The following is a 23119-nucleotide window of genomic DNA, read 5'->3' on the forward strand; positions in this document are numbered from 1 at the left end:
AGTTCCGCGAAAACTTTGATGATTTCATTCATCGGTTATCGCACGCAGGAGGTGGCTGTCGCACCACAAGTAAAAGTGACGTTAAAGCCTGAAGCAGAGTTGCTTGACGAAGTGATGGTGGTGGCTTACGGTACTGCCAAGAAATCCTCGTTTACTGGAGCCGCTTCAACGGTGAGAGGCGAAAAGATTCAGAAGATGCAAGTATCAGACATCTCGAAATCGTTGGAAGGTTCTATTGCCGGCGTGCAAACTGTTTCTTCCAGCGGTACCCCCGGTTCCTCTTCTTCAATCATCATCCGTGGTTTGGGATCTATCTCTTCCAGCCAGTCACCGTTGATTGTAGTGGATGGTGTACCCTATGAGGGATCTTTGAACTCTATTTCAACACAGGATATCGAGTCGTTGACAGTATTGAAAGATGCTGCTGCAAACTCTATGTATGGTGCACGTGGCTCTAATGGTGTCATCATCATTACAACCAAAGGTAGTAAATCCGGTAAAGCGCAGATTAACTTTGAAGCCCGCTATGGTTTCAACGCACGCGGTGTAGGAAACTATGACATCATCACAGATGCAGGCGAATACTATGAAATGATGTATGAAGCTATCCGCAACAGCTTGGTTCCGGATTTAGGATATGCCGGCGCCAATGTATATGCGTCACAACACTTGATTGACGGGTATTTGAAATACAATAAATTCAAAGGAGTTGCCGACAATGCTTTGATTGACCCGTTGACAGGCAAACTCAATCCGGCTGCCAAAACATACAAATGGAACGATAATTGGGCGGAAGACCCGTTTGAAAACGGTACCCGCCAAGAATATAATGTCAACATCTCCGGTGGTACGGAACAGACACAAGCGTATGCCTCGCTGGGCTATCTGAAAGACGAAGGCTACATGGTAGGTTCCGGATTCGACCGTATCTCTGCCCGCGTGAAAGTTGATCAGAAGATTGGAAAATACTTCAAAGTAGGTGGTAACATTGCGTATGCCAATACGATAATGTCTAAATTCGGTGATACCAACTCCAACTATTCAAACATCTTCATGTTCTCACAGAACATCGGCCCGATTTATCCTATCTATCTGTACGACAACGAGGGCAACTTGATGTATGATGAAAAAGGAAATGTGCGTTATGACTTCAACAGCCCGTATGCCGCTCCTCAGAACCCGTTGGCAGTGGCCAAAGAGAACATCAACAAGACAACAAATGACAACCTCAGCACACGCGGCTACTTCGAAGCAAACTTCTTGAAAGACTTCAAATTCTCTTTGAATGTCGCATACGATGTATTCAACTTGAACCAAACCAACTTCGCCACTCCGATTGGTGGTGACGCTGAAAACGTAGGTGGACGTGGCTACAAATACGCTACACGCTATGGCGCATTGAACGTCAACCAATTGCTGAACTGGAACCATTCGTTCGGCAACCACAACGTATCTGCCCTATTAGGTCATGAAACCAAGAACGACCATTATAACTATATGTATGGCCACATGACGAACTTTGCCGACCCTTCAAACCCGGAATTCAGCAATGCCGCCCAATATCAAGGTTTGTCTTCTTATACTTCCGAATATGCGCTGGAAGGTTATTTCGTCAAGGGTGAATACAACTATGCCGACCGTTACTATTTCACGGCAAGTTATCGTCGCGACGGTTCTTCCCGTTTCCACAAAGACAATCGCTGGGGTTCTTTCTGGGCAATCGGCGGTTCATGGCGCTTGAAGGAAGAAGCCTTCTTGAAAGATGTGAAGTGGCTGGACAACTTGAAACTGAAAGCAAGTTTTGGTACACAAGGTAATGACAACGTAGGCTACACACACAACTACTCCGACTTATACACCGTAGATCGCGTGGACGGCGAGGCCGCTTTCACGAAAGTATTGCGCGGAAACAAAGACCTGACTTGGGAAAAGAGTGATAACTTCAACGTAGGTATAGAAATGGGAGTCCTGGAGCGCATCACATTCAACGCAGACTTCTTCATCAAGGAAACAAAGGACATGCTTTATGCCAGCCCCCTGGCTTCTTCCGAAGGAAATCCGACCTATATCTATCGCAATGAAATGAACATGAAGAACACCGGTGTGGAATTTGAGCTGTCTGCCGACATCATCAAGAACAACCGGTTCAAATGGAATGTAGCCTTGAATGCCACTCATTACAAGAATGAATTGACCAAGTTGCCGGCTTCCAAACCTGCGGACGAATTCCCGGACGGATACCAAGCCAGTTCTTACTGGAGAAAGATAGGCGGTTCGTTGTATGATTGGTACACGTATGAATATGTAGGAGTTGACCCTGAAAACGGCAAACCGATGTATAACAAGTACGTGAAAGATGAAGACGGCAACGAAACCATCGAAATCGTCAACCGCACCTCTGATGCAAGCCTGCGCCAGACCGGCAAATCGGCCATTCCCGACCTGACCGGTGGTCTTTCTACAACTTTCGAGGCATTCGGCTTTGACTTGAATATCCAGACTGCTTTCCAAGTGGGTGGCTATGTATGGGACAGCTTCTATACCAGCTTGATGAACTCCGGCAGCCGTGGCCAGAATATGCACAAAGACATGTTCAACCGTTGGACTCCGACAAATACCAATACGAATATTCCGGCATTGGGATATGACATGCAAGATCAATCGGCCAGTGGAGACTTCGCCTTGACCAAAGCGTCTTACTTCAGCCTGCGCAACCTGACGGTAGGTTATACATTGCCTACAAACATGATGAAGAAAGTGGGCATCAACAAACTGCGCGTTTACCTGACCGGCGACAATATCTGGCTGAAATCAAAACGCAAAGGATTGGATCCGCGCCAGAGCTTCAGTGGAAGTACGGGATATACCTATTCCGCTTTGAGCACCTACTCCATCGGTTTGAACTTGAGCTTCTAATTTATTGAAAACAAATTAACAAAAGACAATATGAAATTTCTGAAATATATAGCAGCAGGTTTGGTCGCAGTGGCAGGATTGGCTTCTTGCAGCGACTCATATCTTGATACCGAGTACACCGAGTACTTGGACGAAGAGGCTGCCGGTGAAGCTGCCGGCAAGAATCCGGATGTATTCTTGAACGGAACATGGTCGTGGATGGTTACCTATAACCAAACCGGCAACAGCACGCATGACGATTTCGGTTATATGTGCTCACTCCATGCTACCGACATGATGGGGCAAGACATCTGTATGGGTGCTTCCCACTGGTTCAACTTCGACTACCAATTGGACAACCGTATGTTCAACTACCGTCGTACATTGGCTCACTGGGTGAACTATTATACCTTGATATCCAAGGCGAACGAAGTAATCAGCCTCTATCCGAACGGCGGTGAGACCGTAGCCCAGAAAGGGCTGTTGGGACAAGCAAAGGCAATCCGCGGATTGTCTTACTTGCACCTGATTCAGTTGTACCAAAATCCGACGGATGGCTCCGGCAATATCCGGGAATCGGCTCCGGGTGTGCCTCTGATGTACACGGCGGCAGACGGCAAGACCGAAGAAGAAATAACCAATGCCAAAGGGCGCAACACGGTGGCAGACATATTTGCCCAGATTGAAAAAGACTTGCTGGATGCCGTCGAGAATCTGGAATCCGGATATGCCCGTCCGAACAAGAACTATATCGATGCAAGTGTAGCCAACGGCATCTTGGCCCGCTATTACCTGCTGAGCCAGCAATGGGAAAAGGCGGCAGCCGCTGCCAACAAAGCCCGCGCCGGCTATCCGATGATGGACGCAAGCGCTTCCGGCTTGTATGACGGCTTTGTTACGGTGAACAATGTAGAGTGGATGTGGGGCTTCGCCCATACTACTGAAACGCAGACAACGTATGCTTCGTTCTTCTCCATGATTTCAAACTACGCTCCGGGATATGCCGGCATGGGCCTGGCTCCCCGCTTGGTCGATGCAAAGCTGTACAGCCAGATTCCGGATACGGATGCCCGCAAGAAATGGTTCAACGGACCGGAGGGAGACAAGTCTCAACCTACGGCAGCCGCTCAGCTGCCCTACGCAAACGTGAAATTCGGACACTTGAGTGACTGGACAAACAACTATATGTATATGCGTGCTTCAGAAATGGTATTGATTGAAGCTGAAGCGTATGCCCATCTGGGACAAGGAACGAAAGCGGCCGAAATCCTGAAAGTATTGATGAACAAGCGCCAGCCGGATTGGAACAAGAGTTCTGTGACGGTAGATGACATCTACCTGCAACGCCGCATCGAGTTGTGGGGCGAAGGCTTCGCATTCTACGATTTGAAACGCTTGAACAAGGGCATCGATCGCAATTATGAAGGCAGCAACCACTTGCCGGGCTACAAACTGGTTGTGGAACCGCAGGATGTCAGATGGACGTATCAGCTTCCTCAAAGAGAGCTGCAGGAAAACAAGTTAATCAGTGAGGAAGAACAGAATCCTTAATACAGAATTAACCGGATATTAATTAAAAGGATAAAATAAGATGAAAAATATAGCGAAAATTTTTATTTCTTGTCTGACGTTGGCAGTGGGGCTGTCCGGCTGCTACGACGAGATGGATGACAAGGCTGTCATTGATGCCAACCATGCAAAAACTTGCGATGCGACAATCTCTTTGAACGAAGTTTCGGTTGTCAGTTTTTCCGAATTGGCCGTCAGCGGTGCAGTCAGTGACTTGGAGGGAGTGATGGAAGTGGGATTCGCGATTTCCACCACAGAAGACTTCTTGGATAGCGACTCCTATCCGATGAGTGAGATGACTACGTCTTTCAGTTTGCCTATCACAGACTTGGACGAACAGACAACTTACTACGTACGGAGCTATGCCTATACGATTGCCGGCCTGAAAATTAGTGAAGTAATATCAGTAACTACTCCGGCCGCACCTGTCTTTGAGGTGGATGGCGTTTATACAGCCATAGAGTATTCAACAGATGATAATTCAGCCGGTGAACCATACAATGTGCTGGTCGAATTTGAAGAAGGAAGTACGACAAACCTGTTGATTACCAACTTGTGGGGTGGCGGTATGACGGTCAAGGCTACATTCGATGCCACAAGCGGTAAAGTCACCATCCCGGCAAAACAGATTATTTATGTTCATCCTACTTACGGTGACGTATGGATGGAAGACGGCAATGGCGCCAAAGCTATTCTTGGTCAATTCACTCCTAAGGGCGGCTTCTTGAACATCAACGCTTTCAATGCAATATGCGGTGCAGGCTCTTTTGGTGGACAATCTATAAAAATGAGCCACAAGTAATCAATCTACAATTCAGGTCTCAGGCCTGAATTGCTGAGGAGATAAATAGCAGAATCGGTCGGTGGGAAGAGAATCCCCACCGACCGTTTTTGTAAATGCAGGTTGCCGGTCTCCACACTTCTCCACAATTCGCTTACGGCAAAAGGCAAATAACAATAAAAAATCCCCTTGCCGACAGGCCTTTCAGAGGATTCTCTCCATAGAATAATATACCGGTTTTCCACCCTATTATAGCCGCGCTGACAGACACTTGCATCTGAGCCGACAGACACAAGTGTTTGAGCTGACAGACACAAGTGTTTGAGCCGACAGACACAAGTGTTTGAGAAACCAGTAATAAACAGTTGATAAAGAGATATTTCTCAAGAGAGAGATTCATCTCTTCCCATACCTTTTATAAGAAGGTGAACATGCAGAATCGCAATGGGCAAACAGCGCTAAACACCTTGCAGAATTTCCACCAATATAGGCTTCACTCCACTAACAAAGCATTCCACCGCAATCACCATCAGAATCAAACCCATCAGACGCATCATCACGTTGTTTCCCGTCTCACCCAATACTCTCACCAAGCGGGTGGAGGCGCGCAAGATAAAGAAGGTCAGCAGGTAGATGAAAGCAATCATACCAATCAGGACTCCTTTCATCTGGACGGTATGGGCATCTTGCATCAGCACAATGGCATTGGCTATGGCACCGGGACCGCAAAGCATCGGAATGCCCAGTGGAGTAATGGAGATGTCATCGGCGTATGTCTTGATTTCCTCATCCTTCAGTTTCATCGGGGTGTAACGGGCTTGCAACATGTCAAAGCCAATCTTGAAGATGATGAATCCACCCGCAATGCGGAAACCATTGGTAGAGATACCGAAAAACTTGAAAAGGAACTGCCCCGCAAACGTGAAGACCATAATCGTGATGAAAGCAACCAATGTGGCACGAGAGACCACCGACTGACGCTCCTTATCGGTCATCCCATGGGTCATGGTCAAAAAGACCGGCATGGTGCCAAGCGGGTTGGTCAACGTAAAGAAGGAGGTAAAGCAAAGCAAAGCGAAAGGTAAAATTGTATCCATAGCAATATGATATAAGTTTCTACGGACAAAAATACAATTTAATCTTTCAATGTCACAGAATTTGCATCAAATCTTTCAAATTGTGGATATGATAAGTAGGCCGGAAAGGCAAATCGGTCTTGTCTGTCACGTTATAGAACACCTGGTGCATGCCCACTCCCCTCGCGCCGGCCACGTCATTCTCCCAACTGTCGCCTATCATCAAAGAGTCGTGCAATTCGGACTGCGTGGTGGAGAGAGCAAAATTAAAAATTTCCGGCCGCGGCTTCAAGATGCCGATATCATCAGACAAAACGATTTTCCGGAAGAAGCGGTCGATGCCTGCCGAACGCATCTTGCGGCATTGCAGCTCCTGAAATCCATTGGAAAGGATATAGAGATTATACCTCCCGTGCAGCCACTCCAGCACTTCGCCGGCATGCGGCATCAGCTTGCTTTTGGTTGGGATAACCGAAAAGAAATCATCGGAAAATGTTTTGGCCAAAGCGGCATCTCCCGCCCCTACCGCCTCCAGCGGATAGAGAAAGCGCCGGCGGTTCAATTCCTCTTTGGTGACCTCTCCCCTTCCATACTCCTCCCACAATTCCGCGTTGCGCCGTTGGTAGAGCGTATAGAAATGCTCGAAAGAGCGGAAAAAACGGTCGTAGTCATACTTATGATACATCTCTTCAAATGTATCGCGAGCATTTTGAGAGAACGCCCAAAGTGTATCGTCCAAATCAAAAAAGAGGTTCTTATATCGGGGTACCATAACCAAAAGCTATTGACAAATGATGAAAAGAAAACGGTTCACGGCATACAAATCAGGCACGGACTACAGGAAAATTCACGGAATGATTAAAGAAAAATCCGTGTTTTCTGTGTAAACCGTGCCTGAAAAAACAGACTATTTAATGCACGCAAGATGATTAGCCCACAATGGGTTCATGTTTATTTAACCTGAATAACCAGATATCTGGAAACACTCCAGAACTCTTTCGGGTTCGTAATCTTCAGCGTAAGCAATCCTTTATCATCTTTCGCCAAGGTAAAAGAAGTGGCAGGATGGGTAGTCAGCACTTCAGCATCCTTGGAATAGAGTTTAATCTCTTTTGTAGTCCGGATATCCACTTGCGTAAAGTAGTCTTTATTGGCACCATTATCCTGCAAAACCTCACCCTTCTTGAAAAGTCCGGTGTTAGTCAAAATCTTCTGGTCTTTCAGCTCTTTCTTGGTGCCGAATACAAACCAAGCACTATTCAACGCCTTGTCCTGCTCTGACACAGTCTTGGCTTTTGCCTCATTTTCGGCAGACAATACCTCTTTTTCGGCCGTCAGTCCGGTGACTGCCGCATCCAGTTCTTGAATACGGATGTTCTTGGAAGCCAATTCAGTTTGCAACTCTTCGATGCGTTGGGCCTTTTCCGTCAATTCCTGCGTCAACGACTCAATCGCTTTCTTCAGCTGTGCAGAGCTGTTCTTGCTATTTTTCAGCATCCCTTGCAACTTGGCAATCTGTTCTTTGTTCTCTTCCATCTGTTTGCGGATGAACTCGATGTCCGAAGCAATCTGCTGCTTGGCGTTCAGTGAGCCTTCTGCCACCGCGCCCCGCTGCAAATCCACCCGATTTTCAGCCGCATTGATTTGGCGGAACCCCTCTGAAATATCGTTGAAAGTGCCCATCATCTCATCCAACTCGGCATTACGCTGAGACAGTTCCATCAAAAGAGAATCATTTTCAGCCTTCAACCGGTCTTTATTGCCACCGGTAAAGCCATCACACGAAGCCATTACGGCTGCGCACACAATTAAAAACGCAATTTTCTTCATACTCTTTTTGTTTTACGTTTAGTTAATGAATTCTATAGTTACTCGGTTGCTCCCGCCACCACAATCACAATCTCGCCGCGCGGTTCGTTGGCAGTGAAATGTTCTATCAGTTCGGCAAGAGTACCCCGTATCGTCTCCTCGTGCATTTTGGAAATCTCCCGCGAAACGGATGCCTGACGTTCGGCACCGAAAAACTCGGCAAACTGTGTCAAAGCCTTCAGCAACCGATACGGAGATTCGTAAAATACCATTGTCCGGTGCTCTTCAACCAAAGTCTTCAGGCGGGTCATCCGTCCCTTCTTCTGCGGAAGAAAGCCTTCGAAACAGAACTTCTCATTCGGCAATCCCGAGGCTACCAGCGCCGGAACAAAGGCTGTCGCACCCGGCAGGCACTGCACCTCAAGACCGTTGCGGACGCATTCGCGTACCAGCAGGAAACCCGGATCTGAGATTCCCGGAGTGCCGGCATCCGAAATCAGAGCCACCGTTTCTCCTCCCTTCACTCTATTAACAACACTTTCCAGCGTTTTATGTTCATTAAACTTATGATAAGATTGCATCACATTCTTTATTTCAAAATGTTTCAGCAAGATTCCCGAAGTACGTGTATCTTCGGCAAGCACCAAATCGGCCTCCTTCAGTATGCGGATGGCCCGAAATGTCATATCTTCCAAATTTCCTACCGGAGTAGGCACTACATAAAGTCTTCCCATATCTGTCAACAATTTAGCTGAAGTATTTTCGAAGAAGTTCCACAAAATCGGCAACCGCCTCGTTCTCTTCATCCAGGTGTACTTCCGAAACCAATATCGTTCTCGCAGCGTCAAAGGAGGGGGCATTGCCCAATCGTTCCACCACTTCGTTCAACCGTGCGGTATCGCCCCCGAACAGTTCGCGGGAAAAGCGGAACAAGTCGTTCAGGCTGATGGCGCGTCGCAAGTCGGCAGCAGGCTTGATGCACTCTGCCAGAATGGAAGAAGCAGGAGGGACAACAATAGGTGTCGGTTCGGGAAGTACTTCGGGAGCAACCGGCTCAACAGCCACACGTTGCGGCACGACAGGCTGTTGTGCTTCAAATTGTTGCACAACTATATTGATTCTCTGTGCCTCCGGGTCACTGTATTGCACAATAGGCTGTGACTCTTCAGGTTGTTGCACAACTTCATTTATTCTCTGTGCCCCCGTGTCACAATGTTGCACGATAGGCTGTGGTTCTTCAGGTTGCGGCACATTTGGGGCAATCGGTATTCTTGCCGCACAAGATTCGTCCAGCAGTTTCTGCAAGGCATCCAAACGCGCCTTCATCTGCTGGATATTTCGGTTCACTACACCCCGCAAAGCGGGATTAGCCTCATTGGAAACGGCTTGCATCAGGCATTTCAGCTCCTGAATGTCAAGTTCGATGTCATTTAGTAGGGTTTGCATATCCTTTACACACTACGTGTTAACGCCACAAATGTAGAAATAAATAATGAAAAAATATCAGATAGCCCCTAAAATGATTGTTCCACCCCACAGCTTCTATGCAACTGCCCCGAATAAATGCCGATGACGAAAGAGATGTACATAAACAAACAGGGCTGCATCGTATCCGATACAGCCCTGTTCTTATAAGCTGAGTGCCTTGATTATTTAGCAGCCCATTCCTTAGCGCCTTGTTCTTTCAACTTGGCTGTGATTTCAGCAGCCTTCTGTGCAACAGCGGCTTCTTCTTCAGGAGTAGCGTATGCATGCTTGTAGCCTTTCACTACGCTCCATTCACCACGTGTAAAGTCGGGGAATTCAACCGCAGCACAACCGTTGTCCATGGAGAGTTCGCCCAGCTCTGCCAGACAGCACCATTCGGCAAGGTCGTAAACATCCATATCCAAAGGCAAACCGTTCTGCAAGCAATATACAAGACGGCAGTCCATAATGAAGTCCATACCGCCATGGCCGCCTACTTCCTTCGCCATTTCACCGTATTTCTTCAAAATGGGGTGCTGGTATTTTTCTACCAACGCCTTCATCTCTGTACCGGGGAGGAAGCCGTGTGAGCTCAAATCGTCCACCTTAGGCTGAACGCCGGAAGCAGAAAGTTGCTTGGCATCCAAAGCATATCCTTCAACCGGATACTTGTTGGCAAACCCCTTCGTACCGGTAAGCTGATACAAACGGTTATAAGGTTGGGGAGTCATCACGTTGTGCTGGATTTCTACAACTTTACCATTTGCCGTACGCAGCAAAGTTGTGGTATGGTCACCGTTACGGAAATTGTTGCAAGCAGAATCCGTACGTTCCTCAACCAAAGCCTTGCCCACTGCAGACTTCGTGTCCATTGCAACCAGAGTAGTAAAGCGGTCACCACGATGAATGTCAAGTGCTTGCGCCACAGGGCCAAGGCCGTGAGTAGCATATACGTCACCACGGTGCTTCATATTGTAGTCCAGACGCCAGCCCAGCTTGTCATTCTCACCATTCTTCCAATAATAATCCCAGAACGGTTCCAGGTTGTGGATATAAGCGCCTTGCGCACGGATGACCTCTCCGAATACGCCTTGTTGTGCCATATTCAGTGTGTTCATTTCGAACCAGTCATAGCAGCAGTTTTCAAGAATCATACAATGTTTGCGATTCTTCTCGCTCAGGTCAATCAGTTCCCAGCACTCCTGCAGGTTCATAGCGGAAGGAACCTCGATAGCCACGTTTTTGCCGTTCTCCAATGCGCACTTCGCAATGGGGAAGTGATGCAACCAGTCGGCAGCGATGTAAACCAGATCAATGTCATCGCGTTTGCAAAGTTCTTCGTAACCGTTGGCACCTGAATAGATGGCAGCCTTAGGCAAAGAAGCTCTTTCCAGATACTTCTGGCATCTCTCGGCACGTTTTTGCTCATAATCGCAGAGAGCCACAATCTGCGTTCCGGGAATATGAGTGAAGCGTTCCACAGCACCGGGGCCACGCATACCCAATCCACAGAATCCCACACGCACTACCTCCATTTTAGGCAATGCCATTCCAATCACACTTTTCTGTCCGGCCGGACGTTCAGGAGCCTGTACTACAATCGTACCTTTGTTCCAACTCCACTGAGTGCCTTTCTCTGAAGTCTGCACTTCAGAAGTCGGTGTCGAACATGCGCCAAATGCGAGGCATACGCCCAACACTAAGAGTCCAATTTTTTTCATGTCTCTTTCAATTTAAAATTAAGATTAGTATAAGAATTACTGCAAAATACACTCATTTGCTCCGCAAAGATATGCAAACCTACTTTACGAAGCAAATGAACAGCTATATTTTAGAATTTTTGAACACCGAGAAGTCTGTCAACCAAAAATCCATCGGCCATTTTCAAATCGAAATTCACATTTCGTCTGGCTTTCAGCTTGATGATAAACAAGTCGGTATCGCCCTCAATCACCTCCTGGTCGCCGATATTAACATAGGTCGGATACAAGGACTTCACGCCATTGGTATGGAGTCTGTCGTTTGTCAGATTCTCCATTTTCTTAATACCCAACGGTTCCATACCTACAAACTCATAGTCGGCAGGATTATAAGGAAGAGCAAAGCTGATGGCGTTCACATAACGCAATCCCGTACCTTTCACCAAAATCTCTATCACTTCGTCCTTGGCATACTTGCGCTTGGGTGTACTGATGCTGATACTTCCTTCCGCCTTTTCGCCTCTTTCCCAGTTGCAACCACCTTCCAGTTGAGTAGCCACAACAGAAATGTCATAGGCATCAATCAGCCCGTTGCGGTTCAAGTCACCGTTGCTGATGTAACCTTCAAAGTCGGAATCACCCTGACGAAGACCGGTATAATTGATATAAGAGGTCAAATCGTTCTCGTCGATGCTCTTATCGTTATTGATATCGCCCGGCAAGTAGCTTTCAGTTCCGGGAACCTTGAATACATAAAGCTCCTCACCCGATCCGTAATTGCCCACGGCTTCGGTGACGGTCATCTTAATGTAGCGTGCGGTCGGTGTATTGGCAAACGCAAATACCTTTGGCTCTCCGTTGCGTTTCCACTCAAACTCGCCGGCTTCCATCCAGTTCTCCTTGTCCATGCTGTAAGCTACCGAGCCTTTCAAGATTGTTCCGTTGCCCACATCCTTACGCGGTTGATAGTGGAACTTCTCTACCTGATTAATCGTATGCAAGTCCATAATCAAATCGAACGGTACGGCTTTCACATTGTACTTGGTGTGCCACAACTCTCCTTCCTCTAAGTCGAACAAGCGACGAATCGAACGCCCTTGGTTGTCACAAGTCGTTGTACCCGTGATTCCGCGGATGGCAAATTCCAACGGGTCTTTCTTTGTCGTTGCGCTGAAAGCGGCCCAATCGGACGCACCGTCCTTGTTCACCGCACGAATCTTGAAGTCGTAGGCAGTCTCAACGTCCAATCCTTCGAACAGCAATTCCGTATCTTTGATGGTGCTATAGAGCTGTCCGTTCAGTTCTATTTCGTAATAGTCGGCATTATCCACCTTGTTCCAAACAGGCTTTAACGTATAAGCCGCCGCATCTTCTTCAGCAACCTGCGCTTGAGGTGCCACCAACGGTCCTGACGTCAGCTTATGGCTGTCTGCCGGAGCAAATACAAAGCCACTTATCTTCAAAGTTGTCTGATTGGCGGCGATATCCGTGGCTGCCAACTTCACAAGCAGTTGTGGATTCTTCGTAATCACCTCTTTCTCGAAGTCGCTGCCTTTAGTGGCAAACTTGTTCAGATTGGGGTTGGCATCATAGAAATAGACATTCTCCTTCCGGCGGAATTCGTCAATACTGTTCACTTCCACCAGCTTTACCTTGGTGTTTCCAACAGTCGCCAACACCTTCTTGGGTTTCTCTGTCACATTGATTCTGAATTCGGTAGCCTTTTCTTTCACAAAGCCGTTGAAATCGCCTTGAGCCGGATGAACGGTAACCGTCACCTCTCCCTTCTCGCCTGCCACAGATTCAATCAACGTAGTGACTCCCCTGCCCAAGCGGTATGCCTCGGTCGTACCATCGTCGTCATATTCGGTAAACGCGCTCTGCCCATAGGGATAGAGTTCGTATATGCGTAAACCTTTGTCTGCTTCGTTGACGTTGTTATTGGGGGCTGTCATCGGAATGATGGCTCCGTTCTTCACGAATACGGGAAGTTTCCAGAGCGGTGCATCGAAGTTATTGATGATGCGTCCACCCTGATAGAGTTCACCGGAGAAGTAATCCACCCATTCGCCTTCAGGCAGATAAATACCGTTCCGGAGGTCGTTGCCCCGTTCGTCGGCTTTGGTTGCCTGATAAACAGGTGCCACGAGGAAATACGGGCCATACAGGAACTGATATTGCGTAGCCTTTCCCAACGTATAGTCATTGGGGTACTCCAAGAACATGGCGCGTATCATGGGCAGACCGTCCACCGCTTCCTTGGCGATGCTGTAGGCGTATGGCATGATTTCCGACTTCAGTTTCAGGTACCAGCGGTTGATGGAAGTCACCGGTTCGCCCAGCGCATGGGGATATTTCTCGTTGGCACCCCATCCGTCCATATTCAGCTGCATGGGAGTAAAGGCTTTCCACTGGAAATCACGGGCATTCACCGCCTGATTCTTTCCGCCGAAGATACCGTCCATATCCGAACAGATGTTAGGATTCCCCGACAAGCCCGAACCGATGTAGGTCGGAATGTGGAAACGGATATACTCCCAGGAACCTCCGGTCTGGTCGCCCGACCAGATGCCGGCATAGCGTTGCGTACCTGCCCATCCGTCCAGCGAGATGATGAAGGGACGTGCATCGTTGCCATAGTAAGTCATGATTTGCGCCACATCAGTAATGCCGTTCAGTCCGAAAGAGTAGCCGGCTCCTACCCATGCCACGTCGGTCTTAAGCACACGCACCCCTGCATCACGCACCTCTTTGACGATGTCGCGTTGCAGCAAGGCACTGATACCCTCTTTGGGATGCAAGTCCGATTGCGTCCACAAACCTATCTCCACACCGTTCTTGTGGGCATATCCCGTCAGATCTTTCAAGTTGGCGATGTTGCCATCCAACGTTTCCGTCTGACCATAACCGGCTCCGTAACCGTCGTTGGGAAGCAACCAGCCCAAAGGCATGTCGTGATTCTTGTAGCGGTCTATCACGGCACGGGCAGAGAACTGGTAGTTGTTCTTCTCGCCGTTCAGCGATTCCTTGATGCCGCCGTTGTCTTTCTGGCTCTCCTTGTAGCGTTTGCCGTCTTCAAACAAGATACCGTTCTCATCCTCTTTCCAGAAGTCACGGTTATAGGCATTCAGGTGTCCTTGATAGAAACCGAACTTCGGTATCAGCACCGGATTGCCCGTCAATTGATAGAAGTCGTTCAGCAAGGGCACCGCACCGTCGTTCACCATCACGAAGAGGTCCAGGTAATCGGTCTGGTGGAACAACTTCACCACCCCCTTTTCTTCACGGCCGAAGTCATAGACCCCCCTCTTGAAGGTGTACCACATCACCCCGTAACCGTTTGTTGACCAATAGAACGGATTGGGAGAGGCCACACCGCCATCCGTCCAGCTATTCTGGTTTTCGATAGAAATCGCCTTTCCTTTATGGGAGAAACGCCCGTTCTGCACACCTCCTCCGTAGAAATACTCTTGCGGATGTTCCTTCAGCCTCAACGTGACCCGTTCTTTTTCAAAAAGAACAGGAGCGGTCTCTTCCATCACAACAGCACCGGTCTGCAGATTGGTGACCTTCATCAACGCCGTCTTCTTGTCCATCTCCACTTTCACCCGACCGGTGACGATGGCTATGCACCCGGCCTCGTCCTTCACATCCAGCAGTGACACCTCCCGACGCGGTCTGTCAACCAAAATCTTAGCTTCCGGCTTTGCTGCGGGGTCACGAAGTATGCCTCCGTTGTTGTCCTGAAACAAACGGAAAATGTTATCTCCATAGAAATCGAGTGTCATACGCTGCCGGTTGGAAAACAAGACTTCAACCGTTGTCGGATTGATTTTCACGACACCGGTCACGGAAGGGAGTTGCTGCGTCACCGCCACGCTGCCTTTCTCGCCGCACACGGCCTGTGTCGCCAGATAAGGAGCAGGAAAAAGCATCGTGCAAATAAAAGGCACGGTTTTCCACTTCCCAAAATTACTGAACATTCTTTTCATTCTTCTGATTTTAAAGTTAGATACTACAATATGTTTCACTGATTAGAATTCACGGCTCAATACCGTTTTTCAACGTCGGCTACAAATATAGACGAAAATCAGGAGATATTCATCTCCAACAATACTTTTCCGTCCACATCCACCACTTTAGACCAAATCTTCCCATCATGAAGCTCTAAGCGCACAGCAGAATCCGCGCCCTGCTCCAACACCGGAAACGCATTGCCATCGGCATTGCGCTCGTGAAAGAAGAAGCGGTGCGTGTGTCCCGAAACCATCAAATCCACCTTCGCCTTGTTCAAGACAGGCAGGAACTTGCGGATGGCATCTTCCCAACCGTACCACGCATGCTCGTCTTTCCACTCCTGCCCCATCACCATCGGGAAGTGCGAAAGGACAATGCGATATTTGGCCTTCTTATACGCTTCGGTCTTGACCAGCTTCTTCAACCATTCCGCCTGTTCGGTGCGATAGGCATCGTAGTCTGTCAGCCCGGCATATACCCAATGATTCTCCGCCTTGTCCTCACCACTATCCAACATGACAATCATCACGTCACCCAGCAGATAAGAGCCGTATATCTTCCCGTCCCGCTTAGGAAAATAAGAAGAATACGTACGTGCCAGGTTGCCACGTGTCTCATGATTTCCCCTTACCACCTCAAACGGGATGGAAGAGGCAAACAGCTTGACACTGGTATCGATAAAAGAGGTGAACGGAGCTTCGGGCTCCGCAATGTAGCTGGTCATATCGCCCACATAGAAGAAAGCGTCACACGTCTGATACGCCGCCGCATGGAGCAGCTTCTCCAACTTGACGGCATCGAAGTGCATGTCGCTCGTGATAAAGAAAGTTCCTCCTTGTTTCTTCGGATTTACGGTAGAGAAAGTATGCCACTCCGTCGCGAGGCTGTCGCCAAACACCACTTTATAGGGTTCGAACGACCGCATCTCTTTGGAAACAACGCGGTAGTCGTAGCTCGTACCGGGTTTCAGGTCTTCCACCCGCACGGCATTAAATGTGTTCCACGCCTCTTTCAGCCCGTCTTTGGAACTGAAATGCTTCACCGCCTCCGTTTCTACCGCACCATGTTCCTTCAGTTCTATCCAAGAGAAAGCCTTTTGGGAGGTGGTAAACACAATGGTGGCCCCGTCCCGGGTGACTTCTTGCAGATAAGGACCATGGTTCACCTTAAACAACGATTGGGCAGACGCCCCTAAAAAAGAACTACTCATAAGTAAAGACAATAAAATTTTCTTCATAACCCATTCAGATAAAAAGTTAGACTTAATCGATTTTTGAATTTATAAAATTACGGTTTTGTGTTTCACTCCCAATAGCGTGACGCAAAATTATAGAAATAGCCGTTACCAGCCAAATAAAAGCCACCGCTACAAACAAAAAAAAGCAATGGTCGGCACAAGCTTCTCAGCATGCCGGCCACTGCTCCTAAAAATCACATAAGATTTACAAATAAGGTCGTTTTGTGGAAATTAGATTTTTTCGTAAACCTTCAGGTATGCCACCTGGGCACTGCTTCCATTCGTTTCCGTAATCACCATCTTGATGTAACGGGCGGTAACAGGTTCACTCAATTTGACTTCCTCGTAAGCGGGAATCAACGGGCTGGCGGCTCCTGTTACCACCGTCCCATCGGGAGCCGTCCAAGGCAAGTCGAAGGAGAACTCTCCTATCTTGGTGAAATTCTCATTGTCCGTGCTGCCATAGATGTCCATGTGCTTCACGGTACCATAGTTATTTTTATATGCTGCATAATACCTTCTACCGATCTGGAACATGTGGCATTCCAGTTCTTCCTTCATATCCACCACAATCCACCAGGGCAAATCGACCCGGTTCGGGTTGTATTGGCTGTGCCAGAAAGTAGAACGGTCTTCATTGAACAGGCTGGGATAACCGCCACCGTCGTTCGTCTGGCAGTTATTGCCGGTAGCCGTCCATTTGGTCCAGTCATACTCCAGGTATTGCTGGCCGTTGAACTTCTGCAACACCGTGAAAGAGGTTTCACGATAGCCGCAACGGGCCGTGACAGTTGCCGTACGGAAAGACTCTCCCGTATTGGCCTGTGTAGCCGTCACATGTATCTCCTTGCCACTGACACTTACAGAGCACCATTCGGCGGCATCCCCGTTCACTGTCAGCTTGATGGGGGAGTTGATATCGGTATCAGCTATCAGCGTGGCAGTAGAATTGGCATCCGCATCAACCACCGCACGTTCTATCACAATATACCCCACATACGGTTGTTCCGTCTCCGCACAACTGCATACCAGAAGCGCCAGCAGGGATAGCATAAAATATGATATTCTTTTCATTTTCGTCTAATTAATTTAATTGTTTATCATCTGATGAATGAAATAATCAAGGATTCTGCTCCAACTTATAAGGATATGCGTCGTACTGCGCCTGCGGGATATACTGGCAGACAGCCGGAGAGTTGTAAGGTACCAGCAGGAATTGGTCGCCGGCAGCGATGGCATGCGAGCCGGGATATCTTCTATCCAGCGTGCCACGCTTGCGGAGCACGTCGTAGGTGCGCAATCCTTCGATGGCGAACTCCAGACGGCGTTCTTCCTCCACAATCTTCTTGATGTCCTTCGGTTCGCCCGCTTCGGCAGTCTTCATGTTCTCAACCGTCCATTCGGGAATGCCGGCACGGCGACGGATGATGTTCACGTCATCCAAAGCCAACTCCACATTGCCCTTCTCCGCATTTACCTCGGCACGAATCAGGAACATCTCCGCATAACGGGAGATGACGGGAGAATAGAGACCCTTGTACTCCTCCTGATAAGCGTTCTTGTTGTAAGCATATACCAGATACTGGGACATCTTACCGCGCTTGGTAGCCGCGTCAAACACCTTCGGCTCTATACGGCCGATGTACTTGGTGCCGTCATTGGCCAACACATAATAGCGCTTGCCCAGATTGTAGGGCTCGCTTTGGATATACTTGCTTTGGAAGTTGTCGGCCTGTGACTCATCGATCACCCACTTACCCTCTTCTTTAGTGATATTCAACTGCACATATTTATATCCGGCACTCTTGGCTTCTTTCTCGCTGTAAACGAATGTCCAGTCTTCGTACACCTTCTCCGGATGGCCATAGACGGCATAGTCGGACACGCCATCCTCTACATAACGCTTCGTCACAAACTTGCTGCGGAGGTCGGCAGGCATGTCGTCCTCACCCAGATGGAGCTCCAGCAGCTGCAAATGGGGATTGGAAGGAGACATCTCTTCCCAACCGCTGCCATCGATACGGATAAACATGTCGGAGAAGACATTGATATCATCCTTCTCCTTGACGTGACGGACGCAGAAGATGGTTTCCTTATTGTCTTCCGGCACCCACTGCGCATACTTGGCATAGCGTTCGCCCTGCTCCAAAGAGAAGCGTCCGGACTTGATGACATTGTCGGCCATCGTGTAGGCATTGTCAAAGTCGCCCATATAGAGATATACCCTTGCCAGCAAAGCCTCGGCGGCCTCCTTGGTAGCATAATTATTGCTTTTGGGAGACATGCCTGCGGGCAACGTCAGGTCCACGATAGCCGACTGCAAGTCCTTCACAATCTGCTCGTACACCTTAGCCACGGTGGAGCGGTCTTTCGGAAGGCTCATCACGTCGGGATTGCTGTCCAGCTTCAAGGGTACACCGGGATTGCTCTCGGGATTGTTGGAATAGGGCTGCGCGAACTCATTGACCATATAGAAATAGCACAACGCACGCAAGTAGTAGTTCTCGCCCCGCTGAATGATGTTCTCAGTAGAAGCGTTCTCACCCAAGGCATCCACCAGCTCGATGACCAGGTTGGTGTTACCGATGGCACGATAGCCCAGCTCCCAGGCATACTCGGTCTGTGTGGTCGAGATGCTGCGCGTATAATCATATATCTTATAAGTAGAACCGGTGGAAGTACCGTTCCAGGTCACGTCGTCCGAACCGAACTCACGGGCGGCATAGCCGTAGTTCACGATGCCGGACCCCTTCATGTGACGGTAACTGCCATAGGTAAGCTCCGTTATATTCTCCGAGCTGATGCCCTCGGCCATCACGCCATCATACATCTTCACATCCAAGCTACATCCGGCCAGTACAACCGAAAAAAGGCTCAATGTTCCTGCTATATTTTTGAATTTCATATACTTTCGTTTTTTAAGTTAAGATTAGAATGTCAGATTCAGTCCGACAGTGAAACGTCTTACACTGGGGTAGGAGTTTCCGGAACTTGCCGTACCGTTATACTCCGAGGAGAACAACACTTCGGGGTCAATGCCCGAGAACTTGGTAATGGTAAAGAGGTTCTCACCACCCAGGCTGAGCCGTGCGCTCTTCAGGGTCAACGGAGTGATCCACCGTTTGGGGAAGTCGTATGAAATAGAAAGAGACTTCAGCTTGAAGTAGTCACCGTTTTCCAGGTAACGGGTAGATTCGCCGTCGGCGCTGTTGTTACCTCCGGCAATCAACTGCGGGTGAGTAGCCTTGTCGCCCGGCTTCTGCCAGCGGTTCCAGCCATCGGCAAGTTTCATAGGAGGCTGCGAAGTACGGCCTGCGTCACGGTCCAGAGCACCGGCACGGGCGCTGTTGTAAACCTTGGCACCTGCGCTGAACGTGAAGTTGGCATTCAGCGAAAGTCCCTTCCAAGAGAAGTTGGTACCTACCGCACCGTTCACCTTCGGAGTGGGGACAGCATCCAGCAACTGGCGGGTAGCCTTGTTGTAGTCGCCTGTCACCGTCTTCTCGCCTGTTTCCTTATCAACCACGAACCACAACGGTTTTCCGGTCATGGCATCCACACCGGCCCATTCGCGCATGTACCAGTTCATGTAAGGATAGCCCACTGCCGTAGCTTTGGTGTAGAGTTCGTCGCCGTCGGGCAGTTTGGTAATCTCGTTCTTGTTGTAACCCATGTTGAAAGTCACATCCCAATAAATGTCTTTCGTCTTGATGATTTCGGGCGTAATGGAGATTTCAAAACCCTTGTTGGTCATGCTACCGTTGTTGGCAGTCTGACGGTTATAACCGCTCACTGCAGGCAGGTGACGCAGGTAAATCAGGTTCTTCGCCTTGCGGTAGTAACCGTCCACGGTGATGCTGACGCGGTCGAACAGGCGCATGTCCAGACCATAGTCCAAACTGGCCGTCTCTTCCCAAGAGAGGTTGGGATTTCCCGCATAGTTGGAGAAGAAGGCGATGTTGTCGGCATACTGCTGCGTGAAGCTCAGTTTGGTGGTCCATTCGTAGAGTCCGCCCGGCTCGTTACCCGAGATACCATAAGAGAAACGGGGTTTCAACTCATTGATGAAAGTCAGGCCTTCCATGAAAGCCTCCTTATGCATGTTCCAACCTCCACCGACAGACCAGAATGTACCCCAACGGTTATCGCTACCGAAACGTGACGAACCGTCGCGTCTCACCATCACCTGAAACAGGTACTTGCTGTCGTACGTATAGTTGGCGTTGAAGTAGAAGGCGGCGTTCTTCTGTTCGGATTTAGTACCTCCCGCCGTCTGCTCGCCCGCACCGGCATCAATGATTTCCGCACCCGAATAGATGTTCTTCGCCCGGCCCCAGTTGCTCCAGTAGCGGGCCTCGTCGTAGTCGTAACCCAGATAGGCATCCACCTCGTGCACATCGGCAAACGTATGGGTCAGGTGCAACATCTGGCTCGTATAGACACGACGGCTGTTCGAATTGCCGTTATACATATTACCGTGGTCGGTCTCCTGTCCGAAGCTCTTAGGGTCGGTATAGGTCTCGTTGTAGCTGTTGGCAAAACCCACCTGGTTGTTCGACTCATACTTCAAGAAATCCAGAATCTTGTAGTGGAATCCCAGATTGATGTTCATGCCGTTGTTACGGTTCTTGCCCCAATTACGCTTATAATAGTTCAGGTAGTTGTAGCCTCCGTCAGAGTACCAGTAGTCACGCGGGTCGGCATTGACCGCCTCGTCCTTGCTCGGCATACCCTCGTTACCGGTCTTCAGCTCGCCCTTCGAGTTGTAGGGAGAATCCCAAGGAGTGTTGCTGGCATAGCTCAAAGACTGCTGCTGGTTGAAAGTCTCCTTATAGCTCAGCGCCAGGCTCGCCTTCAGCGTCAGGCGGTTGTTCACGATATAGTCGGTATTGGTGCGCAGCGTCACACGGTCGTAGTCATACCCCTTGATGGCACCCTCTTCCGTGTAATAATCGGCAGATATATACGAACGGATTTTATCGCTACCGAATTTATAGGCCAGATTATAGTTCTGTGTGGTGGCCATCTGTGTAGCCTCGTCCCACCAGTCGAAGTTCTGCTCGCGCAGGTAGGGCTGGAACCAGTGCTGCTCCTCCAGCGTGCCCGCGTTGGTGAAGGCCTCTTTCAGATAATCATAATACTCGGCACCGTTCATCATGCGGAGGTTACCGCGCTGCAATTCGGAAAGCCCGAACTTGGCACTGACCTCAAACTGCGAAGTACCGCTCTTGGCACGCTTGGTAGTCACCTGAATGACACCGTTGGCACCACGCGAACCGTAGAGAGCCGTGGCCGAACCGTCCTTCAATACGGAGATCGACTCGATGTCATTCGGATTCAGCTCCGCGCTGGAAGCTCCTACCACACCGTCGATGACCCACAACGGTTCCTGATTGCCACGCAACGAACCGATACCGCGCACACGGATGCTGACACCCGCGCCCGGCTGTCCGGAAACAGGAGTCACCACCACACCTGCCACCTTGCCCTGCAGCATGTTGGCCACGCTCGGCGTAGTGACGTCCTTCAGCTTATCAGCCTTCACCGAACCGATGGCACCAGTAATGGAGCTCTTCTTCACGGTAGTATAACCCACTACCACCACTTCGTCGAGCACCTCGGTGTCGGGCACCAACTTGATGACCATCGGTTTGCCGGCAACAGCCGCAAACTCCTGATTCTTATAGCCGATGAATGAGGCTACCAGCGTGGAGCCCGCAGGCACACTGAGCGTAAAGTTTCCGTCAAAATCGGTCACCGTGCCCAGCGAGGTATTCCCTTTCACCACGACATTGGCACCGGGAACCGACAGCCCCGTCTCGTCCAATATCTGCCCCTTCACCGTGATGTTGGCAGTCTGCTGAACAATGGCCGACGGCCTGTCGGCTACGCTTTGCGTACCGACAGGACTTGCCGCTACACCTAACGAACAAAAGCATAGCGAGAAAGCCGCAACTCTCATCATTCTAAACGATTGATTGATTGGCGGATTTTCCACAGAGGGAAAAACACATTCAACTTTTTTCTTCATAAAATTAGTATTATATAAGTGTGATATAATTGATGCTCTCCACATTAAATAAGAAGTCGCTTGATTAACTGATTACAAGGTCAACATCTTATCATCTATTTATTTTACTTATAAATAGTTTTTTTTAAATTTTGCCGCAAATGTATAAAATAAAAGCAGCAAAGCAAAAGAATATTGGCTTTTATTTGTCAAAACCTCATGGCTCATTCATTTTAAGGAACTAAAGGAATTAAGTCAAACCAACAAGTCAGATTTCACAAAGAGGAGTTAAAGAGTCGAGCCAATCATTCAGTTTTTGCAAGGAAGAGTGTCGGTTTCACTTCTCCTCACTCAATTTCTTCAATTCCTCTGATTCCTCTAAAGGAATCGGAAATCATAATTATTTACACAACCTTTTCTACTCCCAAAAATTTCGTCACCATCAACGCTTCCTGTCCGCGCCTTATCCGGTCCTTACCTACTCCGTACTTCCTTCGGTGTTTCTTCGGACGTTCTTCGGACATTCTTCGGTCCTAGGGAGTGGAGTTTGTCCGAAGA

14 protein-coding genes are annotated in these 23119 nt (G+C 49.0%); 3 read left to right on the forward strand and 11 right to left on the reverse strand.

Annotated features, from left to right (window positions below):
* Nucleotides 1-18 precede the first annotated feature (18 nt).
* From K2G43_RS12175 to K2G43_RS12185, 3 genes are read left to right on the forward strand one after another with little or no spacing between them, the layout of a single operon-like run.
* Nucleotides 19-2916 (forward strand): SusC/RagA family TonB-linked outer membrane protein, encoded by a 2898-nt coding sequence (locus tag K2G43_RS12175; RefSeq protein ID WP_300155620.1) that lies wholly within the window; start codon nucleotides 19-21, stop codon nucleotides 2914-2916.
* 30 nt (nucleotides 2917-2946) lie between these two features.
* The gene (locus K2G43_RS12180) at nucleotides 2947-4446 is read left to right on the forward strand and encodes a RagB/SusD family nutrient uptake outer membrane protein (RefSeq protein ID WP_297644936.1); all 1500 of its coding nucleotides are present in this window, start codon (nucleotides 2947-2949) and stop codon (nucleotides 4444-4446) included.
* Nucleotides 4447-4486: 40 nt separating this feature from the next.
* Complete coding sequence (locus tag K2G43_RS12185; protein ID WP_297644939.1) at nucleotides 4487-5266, forward strand: hypothetical protein; 780 nt, start codon at nucleotides 4487-4489, stop codon at nucleotides 5264-5266.
* A gap of 437 nt (nucleotides 5267-5703) precedes the next feature.
* On the opposite strand, the gene K2G43_RS12190 is transcribed toward K2G43_RS12185, so the two are convergent.
* The 11 genes from K2G43_RS12190 to K2G43_RS12240 all read right to left on the reverse strand — a co-directional run bounded on the left by K2G43_RS12190 (nucleotide 5704) and on the right by K2G43_RS12240 (nucleotide 22516).
* Nucleotides 5704-6342 carry a MarC family protein gene (locus K2G43_RS12190; RefSeq protein WP_297643954.1) on the reverse strand — a complete coding sequence of 213 codons (639 nt, stop codon included), beginning with the start codon at nucleotides 6340-6342 and terminating at the stop codon, nucleotides 5704-5706.
* 52 nt (nucleotides 6343-6394) lie between these two features.
* Nucleotides 6395-7093, reverse strand: a complete 699-nt coding sequence (locus tag K2G43_RS12195) for a YjjG family noncanonical pyrimidine nucleotidase (protein ID WP_297643955.1) — start codon at nucleotides 7091-7093, stop codon at nucleotides 6395-6397.
* Between the two features lie 179 nt (nucleotides 7094-7272).
* Nucleotides 7273-8151 carry a hypothetical protein gene (locus K2G43_RS12200; RefSeq protein WP_297643956.1) on the reverse strand — a complete coding sequence of 293 codons (879 nt, stop codon included), beginning with the start codon at nucleotides 8149-8151 and terminating at the stop codon, nucleotides 7273-7275.
* A 38-nt stretch (nucleotides 8152-8189) separates the two neighbouring features.
* On the reverse strand, nucleotides 8190-8864 hold the full coding sequence (gene rsmI, locus K2G43_RS12205) for a 16S rRNA (cytidine(1402)-2'-O)-methyltransferase (protein WP_297643957.1): 675 nt from the start codon (nucleotides 8862-8864) through the stop codon (nucleotides 8190-8192).
* 13 nt (nucleotides 8865-8877) lie between these two features.
* Nucleotides 8878-9576 carry a hypothetical protein gene (locus K2G43_RS12210; RefSeq protein ID WP_300155604.1) on the reverse strand — a complete coding sequence of 233 codons (699 nt, stop codon included), beginning with the start codon at nucleotides 9574-9576 and terminating at the stop codon, nucleotides 8878-8880.
* 203 nt (nucleotides 9577-9779) lie between these two features.
* Nucleotides 9780-11318, reverse strand: a complete 1539-nt coding sequence (locus K2G43_RS12215) for a Gfo/Idh/MocA family oxidoreductase (protein WP_297643959.1) — start codon at nucleotides 11316-11318, stop codon at nucleotides 9780-9782.
* Nucleotides 11319-11428: 110 nt separating this feature from the next.
* Nucleotides 11429-15289 (reverse strand): TIM-barrel domain-containing protein, encoded by a 3861-nt coding sequence (locus tag K2G43_RS12220; protein ID WP_300155607.1) that lies wholly within the window; start codon nucleotides 15287-15289, stop codon nucleotides 11429-11431.
* Between the two features lie 98 nt (nucleotides 15290-15387).
* Complete coding sequence (locus tag K2G43_RS12225; RefSeq protein ID WP_300155610.1) at nucleotides 15388-16524, reverse strand: metallophosphoesterase; 1137 nt, start codon at nucleotides 16522-16524, stop codon at nucleotides 15388-15390.
* Nucleotides 16525-16782: 258 nt separating this feature from the next.
* Nucleotides 16783-17625, reverse strand: coding sequence for a discoidin domain-containing protein (locus K2G43_RS12230; protein WP_300155613.1), 843 nt, complete (start codon nucleotides 17623-17625; stop codon nucleotides 16783-16785).
* 46 nt (nucleotides 17626-17671) lie between these two features.
* Nucleotides 17672-19456: a RagB/SusD family nutrient uptake outer membrane protein gene (locus K2G43_RS12235; protein WP_300155616.1), complete on the reverse strand. Its 1785-nt coding sequence runs from the start codon at nucleotides 19454-19456 to the stop codon at nucleotides 17672-17674.
* A gap of 24 nt (nucleotides 19457-19480) precedes the next feature.
* A complete protein-coding gene (locus K2G43_RS12240) occupies nucleotides 19481-22516 on the reverse strand; it encodes a TonB-dependent receptor (protein WP_297644750.1) in 3036 nt (1011 codons plus the stop codon).
* Nucleotides 22517-23119 lie beyond the last annotated feature (603 nt).

This window comes from Bacteroides sp. (assembly GCF_029057325.1).
GTDB lineage: Bacteria > Bacteroidota > Bacteroidia > Bacteroidales > Bacteroidaceae > Bacteroides.

Bases quoted from the DNA above. Each gene is read 5' to 3' on its own strand.
- K2G43_RS12225 (WP_300155610.1), bottom strand. From the start codon at position 16,524: ATGAGTAGTTCTTTTTTAGGGGCGTCTGCCCAATCGTTGTTTAAGGTG.
- K2G43_RS12210 (WP_300155604.1), bottom strand. From the start codon at position 9,576: ATGCAAACCCTACTAAATGACATCGAACTTGACATTCAGGAGCTGAAA.
- K2G43_RS12235 (WP_300155616.1), bottom strand. From the start codon at position 19,456: ATGAAATTCAAAAATATAGCAGGAACATTGAGCCTTTTTTCGGTTGTA.
- K2G43_RS12180 (WP_297644936.1), top strand. From the start codon at position 2,947: ATGAAATTTCTGAAATATATAGCAGCAGGTTTGGTCGCAGTGGCAGGA.
- K2G43_RS12190 (WP_297643954.1), bottom strand. From the start codon at position 6,342: ATGGATACAATTTTACCTTTCGCTTTGCTTTGCTTTACCTCCTTCTTT.
- K2G43_RS12230 (WP_300155613.1), bottom strand. From the start codon at position 17,625: ATGAAAAGAATATCATATTTTATGCTATCCCTGCTGGCGCTTCTGGTA.
- K2G43_RS12175 (WP_300155620.1), top strand. From the start codon at position 19: ATGATTTCATTCATCGGTTATCGCACGCAGGAGGTGGCTGTCGCACCA.
- K2G43_RS12195 (WP_297643955.1), bottom strand. From the start codon at position 7,093: ATGGTACCCCGATATAAGAACCTCTTTTTTGATTTGGACGATACACTT.
- K2G43_RS12215 (WP_297643959.1), bottom strand. From the start codon at position 11,318: ATGAAAAAAATTGGACTCTTAGTGTTGGGCGTATGCCTCGCATTTGGC.
- K2G43_RS12200 (WP_297643956.1), bottom strand. From the start codon at position 8,151: ATGAAGAAAATTGCGTTTTTAATTGTGTGCGCAGCCGTAATGGCTTCG.
- K2G43_RS12240 (WP_297644750.1), bottom strand. From the start codon at position 22,516: ATGATGAGAGTTGCGGCTTTCTCGCTATGCTTTTGTTCGTTAGGTGTA.
- rsmI (WP_297643957.1), bottom strand. From the start codon at position 8,864: ATGGGAAGACTTTATGTAGTGCCTACTCCGGTAGGAAATTTGGAAGAT.
- K2G43_RS12185 (WP_297644939.1), top strand. From the start codon at position 4,487: ATGAAAAATATAGCGAAAATTTTTATTTCTTGTCTGACGTTGGCAGTG.
- K2G43_RS12220 (WP_300155607.1), bottom strand. From the start codon at position 15,289: ATGAAAAGAATGTTCAGTAATTTTGGGAAGTGGAAAACCGTGCCTTTT.